Source organism: Flavobacterium sp. NRK F10, assembly GCF_024054235.1.
Taxonomy (GTDB): domain Bacteria; phylum Bacteroidota; class Bacteroidia; order Flavobacteriales; family Flavobacteriaceae; genus Flavobacterium; species Flavobacterium sediminis.
The window spans coordinates 2,036,060-2,054,687 of the sequence record NZ_JAMXLC010000001.1 but is presented as its reverse complement, the minus strand read 5'-3'; the positions used below and the strand labels follow the sequence as shown (position 1 = coordinate 2,054,687).

Annotated in this window: 12 protein-coding genes; 6 read left to right on the top strand and 6 right to left on the bottom strand. The window is 34.5% G+C overall.

The annotated features are described in order from the left end of the window. Positions 1 to 99 precede the first annotated feature (99 nt). The 4 genes from NHF50_RS09345 to NHF50_RS09330 are packed head-to-tail and all read left to right on the top strand — an operon-like array spanning position 100 to position 5,170. A complete protein-coding gene (locus NHF50_RS09345; RefSeq protein WP_109569425.1) occupies positions 100 to 771 on the top strand; it encodes a TetR/AcrR family transcriptional regulator in 672 nt (223 codons plus the stop codon). Then, positions 768 to 2,423, top strand: a complete 1,656-nt coding sequence (locus NHF50_RS09340; protein WP_109569424.1) for a peptidase domain-containing ABC transporter — start codon at positions 768 to 770, stop codon at positions 2,421 to 2,423. The genes NHF50_RS09345 and NHF50_RS09340 overlap by 4 nt, the downstream gene beginning before the upstream one ends. Before the next feature lie 5 nt (positions 2,424 to 2,428). Beyond that, a complete protein-coding gene (locus NHF50_RS09335; protein WP_252776010.1) occupies positions 2,429 to 3,781 on the top strand; it encodes an HlyD family secretion protein in 1,353 nt (450 codons plus the stop codon). A 9-nt stretch (positions 3,782 to 3,790) separates the two neighbouring features. Next, a complete protein-coding gene (locus tag NHF50_RS09330) occupies positions 3,791 to 5,170 on the top strand; it encodes a TolC family protein (protein WP_252776008.1) in 1,380 nt (459 codons plus the stop codon). Positions 5,171 to 5,219: 49 nt separating this feature from the next. On the opposite strand, the gene NHF50_RS09325 is transcribed toward NHF50_RS09330, so the two are convergent. Further along, positions 5,220 to 5,552, bottom strand: a complete 333-nt coding sequence (locus NHF50_RS09325; RefSeq protein WP_109569421.1) for an RNA-binding protein — start codon at positions 5,550 to 5,552, stop codon at positions 5,220 to 5,222. Positions 5,553 to 5,644: 92 nt separating this feature from the next. Beyond that, complete coding sequence (locus tag NHF50_RS09320) at positions 5,645 to 6,910, bottom strand: acetyl-CoA hydrolase/transferase family protein (protein WP_252776005.1); 1,266 nt, start codon at positions 6,908 to 6,910, stop codon at positions 5,645 to 5,647. Positions 6,911 to 7,100: 190 nt separating this feature from the next. Between NHF50_RS09320 and map the strand changes: the two genes are divergently transcribed. Beyond that, entirely contained in the window at positions 7,101 to 7,919 is an 819-nt protein-coding gene (gene map / locus NHF50_RS09315; RefSeq protein WP_252776003.1) for a type I methionyl aminopeptidase, read from the top strand. After that, positions 7,919 to 8,689 (top strand): class I SAM-dependent methyltransferase, encoded by a 771-nt coding sequence (locus NHF50_RS09310; protein WP_252776001.1) that lies wholly within the window; start codon positions 7,919 to 7,921, stop codon positions 8,687 to 8,689. The genes map and NHF50_RS09310 overlap by 1 nt, the downstream gene beginning before the upstream one ends. A gap of 71 nt (positions 8,690 to 8,760) precedes the next feature. On the opposite strand, the gene NHF50_RS09305 is transcribed toward NHF50_RS09310, so the two are convergent. The 4 genes from NHF50_RS09305 to NHF50_RS09290 form a co-directional block, all read right to left on the bottom strand. Continuing rightward, positions 8,761 to 9,777: an FAD:protein FMN transferase gene (locus NHF50_RS09305; RefSeq protein ID WP_308219315.1), complete on the bottom strand. Its 1,017-nt coding sequence runs from the start codon at positions 9,775 to 9,777 to the stop codon at positions 8,761 to 8,763. Continuing rightward, positions 9,752 to 10,114, bottom strand: a complete 363-nt coding sequence (locus NHF50_RS09300) for a Na(+)-translocating NADH-quinone reductase subunit F (protein ID WP_252775999.1) — start codon at positions 10,112 to 10,114, stop codon at positions 9,752 to 9,754. Before NHF50_RS09300 ends, NHF50_RS09305 begins: the two co-directional genes overlap by 26 nt. Before the next feature lie 32 nt (positions 10,115 to 10,146). Beyond that, on the bottom strand, positions 10,147 to 13,956 hold the full coding sequence (locus NHF50_RS09295) for a T9SS type B sorting domain-containing protein (RefSeq protein WP_252775997.1): 3,810 nt from the start codon (positions 13,954 to 13,956) through the stop codon (positions 10,147 to 10,149). A gap of 294 nt (positions 13,957 to 14,250) precedes the next feature. Continuing rightward, positions 14,251 to 18,628: RHS repeat-associated core domain-containing protein (locus NHF50_RS09290; protein WP_308219314.1), on the bottom strand; the 4,378-nt coding region annotated here is incomplete at its 5' end.

The window sequence follows — 18,628 nt, the reverse complement described above, 5'->3', positions numbered from 1 at the left end:
TTTTTTAATTTTTATATTTTTATTAATTAAAAGTTAAACTTTTAATAGTTAATAGTATTACTATTATATTTGTATATCTATGCTAAATAAGTATACTATATGCATTCTATTATAGAAAATGTAAAAATTACTATTAACGAGAAACTATATCTTAAAGATCCCGAAACTTCTGAATTAGGGAGAAAGATAGTAGGACAAAGTATTTTACTGATTAATGAGATCGGTTTTGATGCATTTACTTTTAAAAAACTAGGAGAGCGAATCCAGTCCAATGAAAGTTCAATCTATCGCTATTTTGAGAACAAACACAAGCTTCTGGTTTATTTATCTTCCTGGTACTGGTCCTGGGTTGAATACAATCTGGTCTTAGCAACAAACAACATCGAAAACCCTGAAAAAAAACTCAATAAAGCTCTTGAGATCATTACTCGTAATGTGCAAAAAGATGATTCGATCGCTCACATTGATGAATACATTTTAAACAAAATCATTATTGCCGAATTCACCAAAACATTTTTAACCAAAGAGGTCGACGAAGAAAACGAAGATGGCTTTTTTGTAGTCTACAAAAGGGTCATTAACCGGATTCACCTGATGATCGAAAGTGTAAACCCAACATACAAATACAGTAAAAGCTTAGCTTCATCTATTGTACAGGGAGCTTTGCACCAAAACTTCTTAAAAGACCACTTTCAAAGCATTACCAGTCTTTCTGAAAGTAATTGCCTAACCGATTTTTACAAAGATCTTATCAAAAAAGTATTATTATGACGCCCATACAACGATTTAAGAACCTAATACAGATCGACAAAAAAGACATTTACCAAATCATCCTCTACTCTATCCTTGCAGGGGTAATCAGTCTTTCCCTGCCTTTAGGTATTCAATCTATTGTCAACTTCCTGCAAGCCGGAAAGATCAGCACTTCTTGGGTTGTTTTAGTTACTATTGTAGTCATCGGTGTTGCCATGGTAGGTATTTTGCGCATTATGCAATACCGCATCATTGAAGACCTTCAACAAAAAATATTCGTGCGTTCCTCATTTGAATTTGCGTATCGCTTTCCGAAAATTAAATTCAATAAACTATATAACTATTCTCCGCCTGAATTAGCCAACCGATTCTTTGATACACTAACGGTACAAAAAGGTTTTTCGAAATTATTATTAGACATCTCAGGTGCTGCTTTACAGATCTTTTTCGGGATCATTTTGTTATCCTTATACCATTCCTTCTTTATTTTCTTCGGGATTATTTTATTGATCTTACTTTATTTTATTTTCAAAGTAAATTTCAACCAAGGCTTAAAAACCAGTTTGGAAGAATCCAATTATAAATACAAAGTGGCTCATTGGCTACAGGAAATTGCCCGAAACCATTTGAGCTTTAAAAACGAACGCTTATTTGATTTTTCATTAGATAAGAATGATGCGTTAGTAAACGAGTACATCTCACACCGCGAAAGTCACTTTGAAATCCTCAGAAAACAATTCATTCAGCTAACAGGCTTTAAAGTCTTGATCACAGCCGGTCTTTTAATCATAGGAGGGATCTTAGTACTGAACCAACAAATGAACATCGGACAATTTGTTGCGGCTGAAATCATTATTTTAACCATTATCACTGCTGTTGAGAAATTATTCTCCGGCTTAGAATTGTTTTATGATGTACTGACTTCTTTGGAAAAAATAGGAAAAGTTGTGGACATGGAAATTGAAACCTGTGATACAAACAAAAACTACCAGATAGGAAATGAAGATATTTTCTTAGAAACAGAGAACTTAAGTTATAAATTCCCTGACGGAGAAACTGAAGTCCTTAAAAACATCAACATCCGCATTGCTCCTAAAGACAAAATATTGATTACCGGAGAAAACGGTTCCGGCAAAACAACGCTGCTTCGTTTACTAAGCCGGCTGCTGGAACCTGCAAACGGAACTGTATTTATCAACAACAACAATTATAACAAATATTCCATTGACGATTACCGCTCTCATATAGGAGTTATTACCGTAAACGACAAATTATTTGAAGGAACCATCTTAGAGAACATCAGTTGTAACAACCCGGATTTCCCTATCAACCAGATCAATGAACTGATGGAAAAGCTGAAATTAAGTAAATACATCAAATCATTACCCGATGGCCTGGACACAAAAGTTCATTCCGAAGGAAAAAAGATGAACTCTTCCATTATTCAAAAAATACTCTTAGCTCGTTGTATTATTTCAACTCCTAAAATTTTGTATCTGGAAGAACCTTTAGAAAACGTTGACACACAATCGGCAAAAGAAATCATTGATTTCTTAACTGCCGAAGATAAGACCTGGACTATTGTTGTGGTTTCTAAAAATGACTATTGGAAACAAAAATGCAACAAACATTACAATCTTGAAAACGGTGTAATTCAACTCATAAAATAAGTACGATGCTAAATATAACCGACAATAAAATAAGCCAATACATTGATTTAAAAAAATACAAATCAACGCAAATATTTGCCGACAACCCTCATTACAACGTCATCAAAAAAATTGTATGGGGAATTGTTATCGTCATTATTTTATTCTTGTTTTTACCATGGACACAGAATATTTCCGGCAACGGATTTGTTACTACATTGCGTCCTAACCAACGTCCACAAACCATTCATACTGTTATTGCCGGCCGAATTGAAAAATGGTATGTACAGGAAGGTGATTTTGTTAAGAAAGGCGATACGATCCTCTTTATCTCTGAGATCAAAGAAGATTACCTAGATCCTGATCTAGTGGAGAACACCGGAAATCAGGTAAAGGCAAAAGAAAATGCCGTTGATTCATATGAAGAAAAAGTTAAAGCTTTGAACCTTCAGATGAACGCCATTGAAAACGAAAAAGGTCTGAAACTGAAACAAGCACAAAACAAACTTAAACAATCCTATTTAAAGGTTAAAAGCGACAGTATAGACCTACAAGCTGTCATTACACAGCTTAAAATAGCAGAAACACAATACAACCGTGCTGTAAGCCTGAACAAAGAAGGGTTAAAACCCATGACGTATGTAGAGGAAAAAAAGGTAAAACTTCAAGACATGGAAGCCAAAATTATTACACAGGAAAATAAATATCTGGCAAGCCAAAATGAAGTCTTAAATGCCACCATGGAAATTAACCGTATTATGGCAGAATACACCGAAAAAAGAGCCAAAGCCAGCAGCGACAAACAAACCGCTTTGAGTGCACAATTTGACACAGAAGCTCAAGTGAACAAGTTGCGCAATCAGTACACCAATTACAAAATCCGAAACGGGTTATACTATATTACTGCCCCTCAGGACGGTTATGTAAATCGCGCATTACAATCAGGTATCGGAGAAACCATTAAAGACGGTACACCTATTGTAAGTATCATGCCGTCTAATTTTGAAATCGCCGTAGAAACCTATGTCGACCCGCTGAACTTTCCGCTAATCAACAAAGGAGAAAAAGTACGCGTTTGGTTCGACGGATGGCCAACTATCGTTTTCAGCGGATGGCCCGGAGTTTCTTACGGAACCTTTGGCGGTGTCATTGTTGCCAAAGAGAATTTCATCAGTGAAAACGGCAAATACCGCGTTTTAATTGCTCCTGATCCCAACGAAAAGCCGTGGCCGAAAGAATTGAGCATCGGAGCCGGAACACAAACCTTAGCGCTATTAGAAGACGTTCCTATCTGGTTTGAAATCTGGAGGACACTCAACGGATTTCCGCCTAATTTTTACCAACCTAACGCTGCAAAAGGCAAAACGGATAAAAAATAAGGAACTTATATGAAGCATATAACCTATCTTATAATCAGTTTGTTTAGTTTGACTTCCTTTAGTCAACAGATCAATGATGAATTTACCTATGAAGAATTTTTAGCTTATGTTAAAAAATTTCATCCTCTGACCAAACAAGCCGATCTGAAAATAACAGAAGCTCAGGCTAAATTACTAAAAGCCCGTGGTGCATTTGATCCTAAAATCGAATCCGATTTCACCCAAAAAGAATACAGCGACAAAAAATACTATTCGCTCTTCAACGGAAGTTTTAAAATTCCTACCTGGTATGGCATAGAGATCAAAGCTGCCTTTGACAATAACGAAGGAATTTATCTGAATCCTGAAAATACCGTTCCTAATCAGGGATTAACTTCACTGGGAATTAGCGTTCCGGTGGGGCAAGGTTTATGGATCAATGAACGAATGGTCGATCTGAAAAAAGCAAAGTTATACCAAAGCGTTAACGAATCGGAACGAAAAATAATGATTACAGAAGTAATCGTTGCAGCTTCAAAAAGTTATTTTAACTGGAAAAGAAGCTATAGCGAAGTAAAGCTCTATGAAAATTATCTGGACAATGCTCTGATTCGCCATGAAGGTATTATAAAATCAGTTCACTTAGGCGACAAATCAAAAATAGACAGCGTAGAAGCTGGTATTTTAGTCAAATCGAGACGATTGAATCTGGAAAAAGCTAAATTAAAGCTTAATAAAGCCAAATTAGAACTATCCAATTATTTATGGTCTGAAGACAACATTCCGTTGGAAATCAATGATAACCTATATCCCGAAGAGAACCTGAAATCAACGATCTTACAAACGCTGAATTTAGCCGATCTTAACAATCTTTCTTCAGAAAATCATCCGAAATTAAACGCCCTTCAACAAAAAATTGCTATTCAAAAGATAGATAAAAATCTCAACGCTAATAGCTTGTTACCCAAAATCAATCTGAGCTATAACTACCTATCAGAGCCCAGTGCTTTTGATAATTATCGCTTTGAAGATTATAAATTCGGCGTTAATTTTTATTTTCCATTGTTCTTGCGAAAAGAGCGTGCTAATTTAAAACTGGCAAAAATAAAGCTCCAGGATTACCAATACACCTTAGATTTTGAAAAACTGAACATTAGCAATAAGATCGAAGCCGGAAAGCAAGAAATCTTATCCTTACAAGATCAAATGGAAATAAATACCTCTTTGGTGAACGATTACCAACACATGTTAGACGGAGAAGAACGCCTGTTTGAAATGGGCGAAAGCTCCTTATTTGTGATCAATTCCAGAGAAAACTCATTGGTTTCCGCCAAAATAGCTGAAATCAATTTAGAAATTTCCTATCTCAACGCCGGGATCTCTTTATATAAAACTTTAGCCAATCCATAAAAAATCCCGCTAAATGCGGGATTTTTATTTTATTGTATCCAAAAGAATATTAGTAACGTCCTCTATTGTTGTCTCTTGAGTTCGAAAAACCTCCTCTGTTTCCACCACCATTTCTATTGAAAGGTTTTCTTTCTCCTTGCGGTTTCGGTTCTGATTTGTTTACCACAATTGAACGACCGTCAATCTTAGCACCATTAAGCTCGTCAATTGCTTTTTGTGCCGCTTCATCATCAGGCATTTCAATGAAGCCAAAACCTTTACTTCTTCCGGTAAATTTATCCGTTATCAGTTTAGCTGAAGTTACTTCACCGTATTCCTCAAAATACTCTCTTAAATCTGCTTCCTCTACGTTATAAGGAAGGCTTCCTACAAAAATGTTCATTGAATTAATTTTAATTGGGAGTAAAGGTAATCTTTTATCTCTCTCCTTTTCTCTTTTATTTAATTTATTTTCAAATATTTATAATTTCTTAACTATTTCATAGTACTAAAGGCTCTTTCTATTGCCTCCTGATGATCCGGATGTGCAATTCTAACCAATTCTTTTTGGCGCTGCTGTAATGTTTTTCCATACAAATCAGCAATTCCGTTTTCCGTAATCACATAATGAACATGTGCCCGCGTTGTAACCACTCCGGCTCCTTCTTTTAAGAACGGAACAATTCGACTTTCTCCTCTCTTAGTCACAGATGGCAGAGCAATAATTGCTTTTCCGCCTTCACTTAAAGAGGCTCCTCTTATAAAATCCATTTGGCCACCAACCCCTGAATACATTCTTGTACCAATGGAATCTGCACACACCTGTCCGGTCAAATCCACTTCAATAGCCGAATTAATAGCTACCATTTTAGGATTCTTACGAATAAAAGCCGTATCATTTACCATAGAGGATTCTTTCATTACTAAAAACGGATTATCATCTACAAAATCATACAACCGTTTAGAACCTACTAAAAATGTAGCCAGAGCTCTACCTCTCAAAACACCTTTATAATTACAATTGATCACATCTTTTTCGATCAGGTCTATTACCCCGTCTGAAAACATTTCTGTATGCAGTCCCAGATCTTTGTGATGGACCAGTTTACTTAAAGCCGCATTAGGAATAGAACCGATCCCCATTTGCAACGTACTTCTGTCTTCTATCAATGAGGCTATATATTCCCCTATCTTTTCTTCTTCTTTGGTAAACGGTGCTACCTCATGAGCATAGATCGGTTCATTGACTTCAACCAGATAATCGATCTCACTTACATGCAACACACCGTCTCCGAAAGTTCTAGGCATATTCGGATTTACCTGAGCGATAATGTATTTAGCATTTTCAATAGCTGCCACAGTAGCCTCAACGGAGACCCCTAAAGAACAATAACCGTGACTGTCAGGTGGTGAAACATGGATCAGCGCTACATCTAAATGTACGATCTTATTGCGAAACAAATGAGGTAGTTCGCTCAAAAAAACCGGAGTATAAGATCCGTTCCCTGCTTTCAGCGTGTGACGAACATTAGCCCCGATAAAAAAAGAATTCACATGAAAACTCTCAGCCAGATCTAGGTTGGCATAAGCAGCTTCTCCTTCCGTGTGCAAATGACAAACTTCTACATTGCGAAGTTCCCCGGCTCTGTCTGCCAAAGCCTTTGTCAGGACTGTTGGTGTAGCCGCAGCCGCCTGCACATAAACCCTATTACCCGACTGCACTACTTTTAAAGCATCTGCAGCCGAAACATACTTACTCATATTTTGTTTTTTATTTATTTTCAACAAAGTTAACTTGAGGTTTTCAACCTAAAAATGATATTCCTCACTCTTTTATACGGTCAATTTACTACTTTTCGCAGACAAAATTGCCTCCGCTCCCTCAAAAGTCTGTCTCTGAACTTCAAAAAAGGATTAATTGTTGTACTTTTGCACTTTAATTTTTCAAAGAATGATTGTTTTAAAAACTAAAGAAGAAATCGAATTAATGCGCGAAAGTGCTTTGATTGTTTCTAAAACATTAGGCATGCTTGCCAAAGAAGTTAAACCCGGTGTTACCTCATTATATTTAGATAAATTAGCAGAAGAATTCATCAGAGACTACGGAGCAGAACCTGCCTTTTTAGGAATGTATGGCTTTCCGAACTCACTTTGTATGAGTCCTAATGCTCAAGTTGTACATGGTATTCCGAATAATACTCCGTTACAGGAAGGCGACATCATCTCTGTGGATTGTGGTGCTTTAAAAAATGGCTTTTACGGAGATCACGCTTATACTTTTGAAGTAGGTGAAATAGCTCCCGAAACTAAAGAGCTTTTAAAAATAACAAAAGAATCATTATACGTAGGAATTCGTGAAACCAGAGCAGGAAATCGTGTGGAAGACATTGGTTATGCAATTCAACAATATTGTGAAAAACACGGTTATGGTGTTGTCCGTGAATTGTGCGGACATGGTTTAGGTCGAAAAATGCACGAAGACCCTGAAGTACCGAACTATGGTAAAAGAGGTCGCGGTAAAAAATTAGTGAACGGAATGGTTCTGGCTATAGAACCAATGATCAATCTGGGAACTAAAAACATTCGTCAGCATAAAGACGGTTGGACAATTACAACTGCTGACGGTAAACCAAGTGCTCACTTTGAACATGATGTTGCTATTATTGACGGTAAACCTGAGTTGCTTTCAACATTTGCTTACATCTACGAAGCGTTAGGCATTACCAGTAACGAAGAAGATGGTCTGAGACAAGTTCCTTTAGTGTTATAATGAAGAAATTATTCAAGCTTGTTTTAAATACTATTCCCCGTCCTATCTTAATCCGTTTGAGTATAGTGGTACGACCTATTCTGGCTTTTCTGTTGAAAGGAAATCGCTATACGGATCCTATTGACGGCAAAAGCTTCCGTATGTTCTTACCTTATGGCTACGGAAACCAACGCAACAATGTACTCTCACCCAGTACACTTTCTTTAGAAAGACATCGTTTATTGTGGTTGTACCTGCAAAATGAAACCGATTTTTTCAGCTCTGAAAAGAAGCTAAAGGTTCTGCATTTTGCTCCGGAACAGGAATTTTACAAGCGTTTTAAAAAACAAGCCAATTTAGAATACACCACAACCGACCTGTTATCACCATTAGCCGATGTAAAAGCCGATATCTGTAATTTGCCTTTTAAAAACAACAGCTATGACATTGTTTTTTGCAACCATGTGTTAGAGCACATTCCTGATGACACAAAAGCAATGCAGGAATTATATCGGGTAATGAAACCGGGAGGTTGGGGAATCTTCCAGATCCCACAAGACTTAAACCGTGCTGTTACGTTTACGGATGACAGTATTACGGATCCTAAAGAGCGTGCTAAAATTTTCGGACAGTACGACCATGTACGCGTTTACGGGAGGGATTATTTTGACAAACTGCGAAGCATCGGCTTCAAAGTAAACGAAGTAGACTATACCGCAAAACTATCACCGGAACAAGTAGATCGCTATTGTTTAGCCAAAGGCGAAATCATTCCGGTCGTTTTTAAATAGTTTTCTAAAACAGTTCAAAAAATAATAATCTTTCCGATTGTGTGACTTCTCGACTCCGCTCGAAGTGACAATTATTTTAAAAGTAATTTAAAATTTTCTGTCTGTAGTTGTTGTAATTTATTATTTTCATCTGCATACATAATCATTACATACAATTCAGGATGCTTTTTCAAGAATTCTTTCCCTTGTTCTAAAGACATTACCATAAAGGCTGTCGCATAACCATCAGCCATCATACATGTGGAAGCCAAAACCGTTGCGCTAAGTACATTACTTTTTTGTGGCTTTCCGGTTTTCGGATTAATAGTATGCACAAATTTTTCTCCGGTTATCGAATCAGTTATTACTTTTCTGTAATTTCCGGATGTGGCCATCCCTAAATTTTCAACTGCTATCGTTGCGATCAATTTTCTTTCTTCGGGTGTTTGCAGCGGATCGTCTATTCCGACTATCCAGTTTTTATCTTGAATCGTATTTTTTCCTATAGCAAACAATTCTCCTCCGATTTCGACAATAGCGTCCTGAATCCCTTTTGATTTCAAAAAATCAACCGTTACATCTACTGAATAACCTTGCGCTATAGCATTGAAATCAAAATACGTTTGCGGAAAATCTTTATGAATAGTTTGGCTTGAACTGATCTTCACTTTGGAAAAACCGACATATTGTAGCAAACTATCAATTTGATACGGACTCAGGTTATGGTGCTGATGTCCCGGACCAAATCCATAAGCATTGACCAAAACTCCGATAGTAGGATCAAACAAACCGTTCGTTTCCTTATATATCTTTTGAGACGCATTAAAAGTATCAGTAAACCATTTATCAACAACTATTGTTGTATCACCTGAATTAACTTTTGCAATCTTTGATGTTGGTTTATAGGTGGAAAGAGAATTATCAAAAGCTTCCAATAAAGAATCAATCTCAATTTTGCTTACTAATTCTTCTTTAGCAATATATTTTATACTGTATGTACTTCCCTGAGCTTGTCCTTGAATAACGAAAAACGTCTCTTCTTCAGGTTGTTGACAGCTCCATAAAAGCAGCCCTAATATCAGGCTATAATAAAACTTTAAATCCATCATAATTGATAATATAATCTGACGTTCTGTAAATCGGTAATTCAAAATCAGCGGCATTAGCTATGCCCACACCGGCAAACAGCACCTTAGCTTTTTTCTCTTTAGCATGCTTTAAAAAAGTTTCCATAAAGATCACATCGTATTCATTAGGATTCTCAGGGTATAAAACAACCTGTACCATAACAAAGTGTAATGTATTGGCTTTATCGACACAAATAAACTGCGGATGTTTTCGCAACTGACTGTTTATGGCGATGAATTCAAAACCTCTGGATTCTAAATCTTTCCCCACATGGTTCATTGCTATTTGATGCAATTCTTGCAAGCTTAGTTCTTCCATAGTACAAAAGTACAAATAGGATTGGGAAACAACTAGCGCTTCAAACTAAAATGTCCTTTGATTATTTTTCCATTTTCCAGTTCTATAGAGTACCAATAATCTGTTGAAGGCATCAGACTTCCATTAAAAGTACCATCCCATCCGTTTCCTACAGGGCTTATCTGTTTGATTAATTTTCCATATCTGTCAAATATGTATATTATAGTTTGTGCGTTGAAATGAGTATTAGCTCCTTTTATATTCCATGTATCATTATATCCGTCTCCATTTGGCGTGAAGAAATCAGGAATTCCTAAAATAGAAACGTCTTCTGTTACTACTCCGCATCCATTTTTATCACGAACATAAACTGTATAAATTCCAGGTTCCATAGTATAAAAGGAATTGGATTCCTGGTAATATTCGTTATCTAAACTATACCCATAATCTCCTTCTCCGGTAACATCAATGATTATGGAATTATTATCCGATAGCTCCACAATATCAATATTCTGAATTGCGGCAATGTTTGAGGCATTGACCTGAATTGTTCTTGTTACAACACAACCATCAGTACTAATAACATCAACAGTATAAATTCCTTCTGTATTAACCGCTAATTCATAATCATTTTCTCCTGTTATCAATCCTCCGTCTAAATACCAATTATAGCTATAATTATTCTGTAATGTTTCATCAATTAAACCTGCATTGATTGTTTTAGTAAAAGTTGGATCATTACTACACACTAATTCTTCTCCATACAAATCGATAATAGGCAAAGGGTATACTTCAAATACCAATGTATTTGTTGCAATACAATTTGTGTTTACTGAATTTATTACTTCAACCAAAACATTTTGTGTACTTGCAATAAAAGGATTCGGTAACGGGCTTGGCAATGCATTTCCGTTTTCATCATAATAATTAACTACCATTCCTGTTTGACTCCCTAAAATAATACTTTGAAAACCGGAAGTATCAAAAGCATACAATCCATCTTGAAGACTTGGAATAGTTTCGTCATCACATATCTTAATTAAACCATTAGGAACTGAAAACGCTTGTGGTAAATCATCAACTGTAAAAGTCACTGTTGTTTCATAAAAACACGCAGTAGCTGTATTGTTTATTACTCTTGCCGTTAATGTTTGCGTGGTAGTAGTAAAAGGATTGGTCATTGTCACAGGGTTTCCCGCTGTATCAAAATAAGAAACGGTTACATTGGTTAAGCCATTTAATAAATCACTTTCTAAACTAGTCGTATCAAAAGCAAATTGTCCGTCTTGATCATCATCACAATGTGAATAATACTGGGGTTGGACTATCGGAAGAGGCTCTACATGCAATGTTACATGATGTCCTAAACCTAAACACTCATTGTTAATTTGGCTATCCACGCGTACATAAATATTTTGAGTAGTAGGATAACCTGCATTAGAATAATTTGAAATATCAGCTATAGCATATTGTTCCGCTAAAGCATCTGCAAGATTCCTATAATATGTTATTGTTAACAACTGACCTGACGGGTATTGTGCCTGAATAACTGTGTTTATACTACTAAAATCAAAAGTTGCTATTCCATCTGTATCGGAACCGGAAACAGTGTCATCACATACATAAAAATGTTGTTGGATACTACTTGAAATTAAAGTGGTTGAAACCACTAAATTTAAAGTAACTACCCGATAACATCCGTTTGTATTTTCTACTCTTACATATACCACATCATTACTGACTATTTGATTGGTATAAGCTGTCATATTAGTAATAGAATTTGAAGCACTATCGGCTAATGATAATGTTTCGTAAAAAGTATAGTTTAAAGTCGTATCGCTACTAATTAAACCAATCGCTTCGGTAAGATTAAATGCACTAAAACCGTCATTATTATCATCGCATTGTTTTAAAATAACCGGACTATTCACAACCGGTAAGCTAAAGACCTCTATCTGAAAAAATGTTGTAGCAAAACAATCCGGATTTTGAGTATTGTAAACTTTTACATAAATAGTTTCAAGGTTATTTGTATTTACATAATTATTAGGTGTCCCTATTAAATTGGTTAAACCATTATCAGTATAGTACGCTACGGCAAAAGTAGCTGTTGATTGTCCATTTAAAATAGCATTTTGCCTTTCCGTTAAATCAATAATAACTCTTCCATCCGTATCTGTTCCAAAGCTTGTATTGTCACACTTTGTTATCGGTTGAATCGTTGTCGCAGGAACCGGGCTTTCAAAAACCTGAATATCAAAAGTTGTAATGACTTTACAACTCGCATTATCCACATTATATACTTCAGCGGTTATCGTTTCTACAGTGTAAGCTATTGTATTTTGGTAATTTGCCGGATCAGTAATTTCGTTTGTTCCTGAAAAATAACGTACATTAAATTGTGAGGCGTCTTGTCCGTTTAGAATGGCATTGGTATTTTGTGTTAAATCAAAACTATAAAACCCATCATTGTTGTCATCGCATACCAAAATATTTAATGGTTGTGTAGCGGTTGGAACTTCTGAAATAACAATATCCCGTGTAGCAGTACCTGTACCATTAGAACTACTCGTAGTTACCGACACTGTATAAGTACCCGGATTTGCATAAACATGATTAGGATTTAAACTATTTGAAGTACTTCCATCACCAAAATTCCATGAAGCAGACACTATATTTACATTACTTAAATTAAAAATAACATTTTCGCCTACACAAGCATTTTGGAATTGAATGGTTGGATTATAAAAAAAAGAAGAGACAAACGGTGGAAGTCCATATTTACAAAATTTCCCAGCTAAATCAATACTATTCAATTGAAAATCACAACCAAAACCCAAAACATCAGGATTATTTATAACACTAAGGCTATTTTTACTATTTTGACCAACATATATTTTATTATCTGGACCTAATTGTAAAGAAGTTGGCACTTGTGAATTTGTATTACTTGTATAGATTATCTGCATGCTTCCATTTATTACTGAAGGATCAGATAAATCAAATTGTAATATTTTAAAGTTTACTTGATTTCCATCTAAATTTGTTAAATATAAAACTTGACTGTTTACTGAAAATTCAATACCATAGCAATTATTTTGATTATAAAATTCAATTGGATTTGATACTAATCCTGTATTTATATCAAAATCAAATAATTCTGCATTAATGAAAGAATTTGCTATAGCTAATTTTGAACCATCTGGCGAAATTTTCATTTGTCCCCAACAATTATCTGTAGAACCTGTTACCATTGCTCCTACACTTGATACTACTGGATTAGAAATACTGAGTCCCGATGATGTTAATAGATAACTTATAAAGTTATTGCTATCCCACTCATGGGTCACTATCCAATAATCAATATTATTTGCATGCTTTATAATTGAAAGTTTCTCATTTGACGGCGTATAAATAGTTACATTTTTTACAATAACATCTCCATTTCCTCCATTTAGCGAAATGTCCACAATTGAATAGCAAAAACCGTCAGGACCGGCAAAAGCATCTAATGTAAATATGTAGAAAACTGTTGATGAACCGGGTTGAGGGACTATTGTGGCTGATTGTGTTGAAGAAGGGTCTCCGTTTAACCCTGCGCCATTTGGCATAACGGCATGATTTTTATCCCATACCGTTATCCCGTCTGTATAAAATAACAAATTGCCACTACTATCAGAAATAGTGGCACAACCTTCTAAAGTATTTAATTGACCATTTGTTAAAGCAACTGGACTACCGCTGTTAAAATCTAAGCCCGCATTTTGTCCAAAATACCAAATATTGGCTTCACCTTGTGAAAAGGCAAAACTGGAAATAAGCATGATAAGGTAGAACAATCCTTTTTTTAACCGTATATTCAAAAATACCCTTTTTATATTAATTATATTATAACATTAATGAATTTCTATATTACTCAAATAGCGGACATTTTTAATCCTTAATTTTCTTATTCTCATTAATTATCTCTTTTCTCTTATTCTCCTCAATTCTGTTTGTACAATCTTTATAAAGGATGTTATAAATGAAAAGCATAACAAAAAAAATTATCAAATTATAAATTCCTCTTCTAAAACTAATTTTTTTTACTTTCTTATTCTGAAACGTTTTTTTCGTTTCAAAATACTGTTTATTTAATTTATCTGGCTTCATAATAACTACTGTTTTGCTAAATTTCTAGCCTTTGTCCATTGAAATGTGATTGAATACCAGATAAACATATCAAACTTATTATTTCCTGTCTCTTGATCAATACTACCTTTATAGTATTCTACTGGATAACTTTTGTTATAGAAGTTATTTTTTAAATATGTTAATGTCTGATTATAATTAACCATATAGGAACTAGCCAACCTTCCATTACTTAAATTAGTTAATCCATCAGAACTTCTAGCGTCATCAAAATTAACATGTAAAGCAATGGATAAGGTCGGATTACTATATCCTACAAAAGTTTCGACTCCTGTTTGAGTAGTATTCTTAAAAAATTCAGTTCTATCTGAATCTGATAAATAATCTGAATAAACAGAACCTGCGGCGAAGAAAGTTGCCAATGGTGCTGAATATTTTCCGAACATACTTCCTTTTCTCATTATCTGAGTGCGTGCATCCATAGTCGTTATAAAATAACCTAACATCGCATTATCATCTGCAAGTTCAGCGTAAACATCATATCTTTCAAACTTATCTTCATTTATATTATGACATCCAATTGTACAAATTAAAGGATTATCATTTAAATCTCTTTGCTGATTAACATATATATCATTTTCCGGAATATCCTGATATTCAATATTATCATTCCCATAATTTGAAATATAATTATCTGCATAATAAGTAACGGCTGTTGAAGCACCAAATGATGCCGCCCCCATTCCGGCATTTGTCCAAGCAGTACTGTTCCAATGTAACGGATTAAAATCACCACTGGACTGATAGCCCGAAGCATAGGCATTAAATAATGCCCCTACAATATATTGCCAAAATAATTCTCCGTTTTCATCGGTATACTTAGTAGGATTATTCATGACATAACCGTAACGGTTATAATTTTGAGTATTATAAAAGTCCTGAATATTGTTATCGGGTTGCAAAAATTTATGCAAATTATAATCATAAATACGTCCGTTCATATTGATAATATTTACTCCCAACAAATGCTCATGGCTTGTATAGCCTCTGTCTAACACCAAGCTATTTGCTGTGACAGGTACAGATGTTATTCCACCGGCATTTGCAAAGTTAATTAAAGCCCCCCAAACATCAAACTGGCGCTTTTCAATAACGTTACCGGCTGCATTAACAATTCCGTTTATGGTTCCTTGATAATCTTTTAACAAGTATAGGTATTCTTGGTTAGCACCATCTGATTTTAACACTACTGAAGAAGAATACGGACTTCCCTGAACATAGGTTATAAATTCTACCTGATTAGTAGCCAGGTTCCGTTTAATTTCCATAGAACCGTCTGCTGAGTAGTATTTTCTATAGATTCTATCGGTTTTAAGCGGTTCTAAATCCCCATAATACATAACACTTCTGGAATCCATGGGATTATACTCAAAATCAATATTTTCAGCATTTAGTTCTGTAATACTAACCGGTTTTTTATTGATATCGTAGCTAATATTTTGCTCTCTGTTTGCATAGTAATCATAAACTGCCGAAGGATATTGCGGCGTTATTGTTGATACCTGAAATGGTTTATTTGAAATAGTATAAGCGTAGCTTCCTATTTTATTATTATCAATTGTACCATTTCCATTATAAGTCTGATCTTGAACCCCTTCATTATCTTTCCATGTTGTTAATCTGTCTAATTGATCGTAACTTAAATTTTCTGTCCAAGTTGTTCCGAATAAATTAGATGTTCTCTGCGTTAAATTGCCATAGATAGGATCAAATACTGTATTTTGAATCATATAATCTGACAGATCATTTGAATATTTTATCTGAGTTGGAAATCCATACATATCATATGATTTATTCAACAAAAGTGAGTTATCGTTTAATCCTGCTGATAAAATATCTCCATTTTCATTTATCTCTTTTGTTTCCCATAATAATACTCCTGAAGCAAATGGAGTTTGCATATCATACATCTTCCAGCTAAATCCGTTTTTATATTCTGTTTTTATCCATTTATTTGATATTTTATTATCTGAAAGATTTTTAGCCGAATAAAATTGTTTTTCCGGTCTACCGAAACCATCGTAAGTAATTTTCTGTTCAAAATAGAATTGGTTTCCTATTTCTTCTTTAAAGATCAAACGCTTATAATCATCGTAATCATAAGCATAATCAATTATGCTATTATTTGCATAGTCATTAAACACAATATTTGATAATTGCCTGTTACTATTATAGATATAAGTTGCTTTAGATTTTAAAGTTCCTGCCTCAGTAATTTTCTTTTCCAGTAATTTCCCACTATCATCCAAATCAAATTCTGTAAATCCTTTGCCCACTACTTCTTCTTTAATTAACTCACCGAATTTATTATATTCATAATTTCGGACTCCGGCAGACGGATCGATAAGAGTTTTCTTTCTGCCAAATGCATCTTGCTGGATTTCTATTGCAGAACCACTTGTTATTGCTTTTTTTAGATTACCGTTAGCAAAATATTCATAATTAACTATTTCGCCCGGGCTATCCGCCAAAGAAATCACTTGCCCTATTGCGTTTTTAACCGTTGTTTTAGTTTTTAAACCGTCATTTTCAACTGTTGTTAACCCATTATAGTTATGTGTAGTCACTTTACCGGCAGAAGATGCTGTTTTTAAATGATTCGATTGTATTAACCTTCCATAGATATCATACTGCATTTCATTCCAGACCTCTGGTGTATCTCCGTCAAAATAATTAGCTGTAACTTTTATTGGCTGATCATAAATATTATATTCAGTAGATTTTACACTCCATTTATCTTCAATAGTTTTGTAACCTTCATGTAAAACCCTTCCCAACGGATCTATAATTGTTTTTGTCGAGCTACTATCTGAATTTGAAACGGTCTTTAAAACACCTTGATTATTTGCCAAATTAGAATATGTTATAGCACTAAGCTTCCCTAAGTAATCCGTTATTTTGGTAAGTTTTCCCCATTTATCATAAGTATATGTTGTTTTTAACGGGAAACCTGAATTAGACGGAGCAGTTTCAGATAATAACAGCCCTGTATTTTGATCGTATTCATACAACGTTTCTTGTAATTCCACATCTGTTTTCTTTATTATAAAACGATGGGTTTGGGCATCATATTCATAGTCTGTAATTCTATCTGTCATACCAGGCGCAGAATACTTTTTCTGAATTAAATTTCCATAAGTATCATATTCATTACTCTCTGTAATAAAATCTGAAGTCAAACCTGAGTTAGTTGTTCGCTTTTTTATATCTTTCAGTAAATTACCATCATAAACATACTGTTCTTCCGAAGCATAAGCATCACCACTAGGATATATAGTGGTTGAAGTTGTTTTACCATTTAACCTATCCACAATATAAGGAGATGAAACAACCGGATCATAATTAAAATTATTCGTACTTACCTTCTCTACCGTTGTTCCGTTCTTAACTGTCGTAGTTGAATTAACAGGATTATTGTAACTGTTATAATTAACAGTAGTAACAGAACTTGTTCCTGCTAAACCGTTAAAACTTTCCGTTTTTGTTTTAAATAACTTGAATACCTTATTACTCAGCAAAGGATCTACATATCCCGTATCTTCATGGTTATATGTATTAACGGTTCTTGCTATGTATGAATCTGTAGATTGCAGCACATAATTAGGTTCAATTAATCCCGGCATAGAAAATGTTTCAGTATTAGCTCCATTCTTAGCAAAATCATATTTATTTACAGTAGAGATTATATCCGAAGGTTGAACAAACCAATTAGTTGAAGTTGTTGCTTGAAATCCGCTTATTCCCCTTCCTGCTGTGTCAAAAACTGCTCCATAGTATTTAAATTGTTTTTTCTTAGTTGGTGATCCAGAATTCAATTCTCTAATCTCTGAAATTACTTTCCTATTTTTATTATTCAATACATTATAATATGGATATTCAATTAATTCATTTGAAGTCGTATAGATTCCATTTCCATTTTTAAGATTATTGTAAGTAATTAAACTACGAACACCATTACCATTGTTCACTTCTGCTAAAAGAGTTTGATCATCTTTATGCCTGAAAAAATTGAAATAAGATATCCCCATATCTCCCAAAACAGCAAAATCAGAAGTTGTTCCTGCTAATCCTTTATCCCTAACAAATAAAGGGATTAATGTTGAAACAAAACCATTAAAATTTACTGGATCATAAAGATCAGCCCAAAATGGAGAAACATTATCTGCCCATTTCTTTTCAATTGATGTATTGATCCATGTACCTTCTTTAAAATAAGCATCAATAAATATCCCTCTAAGATTAGATGTCGCAGTACCCTCACGGTATGCTTCTAATCTAATTATTTCAGATTTTCCGTCATTATTTAAATCTAAAGATGAATATAATGAATAAACCTGAGAAGAA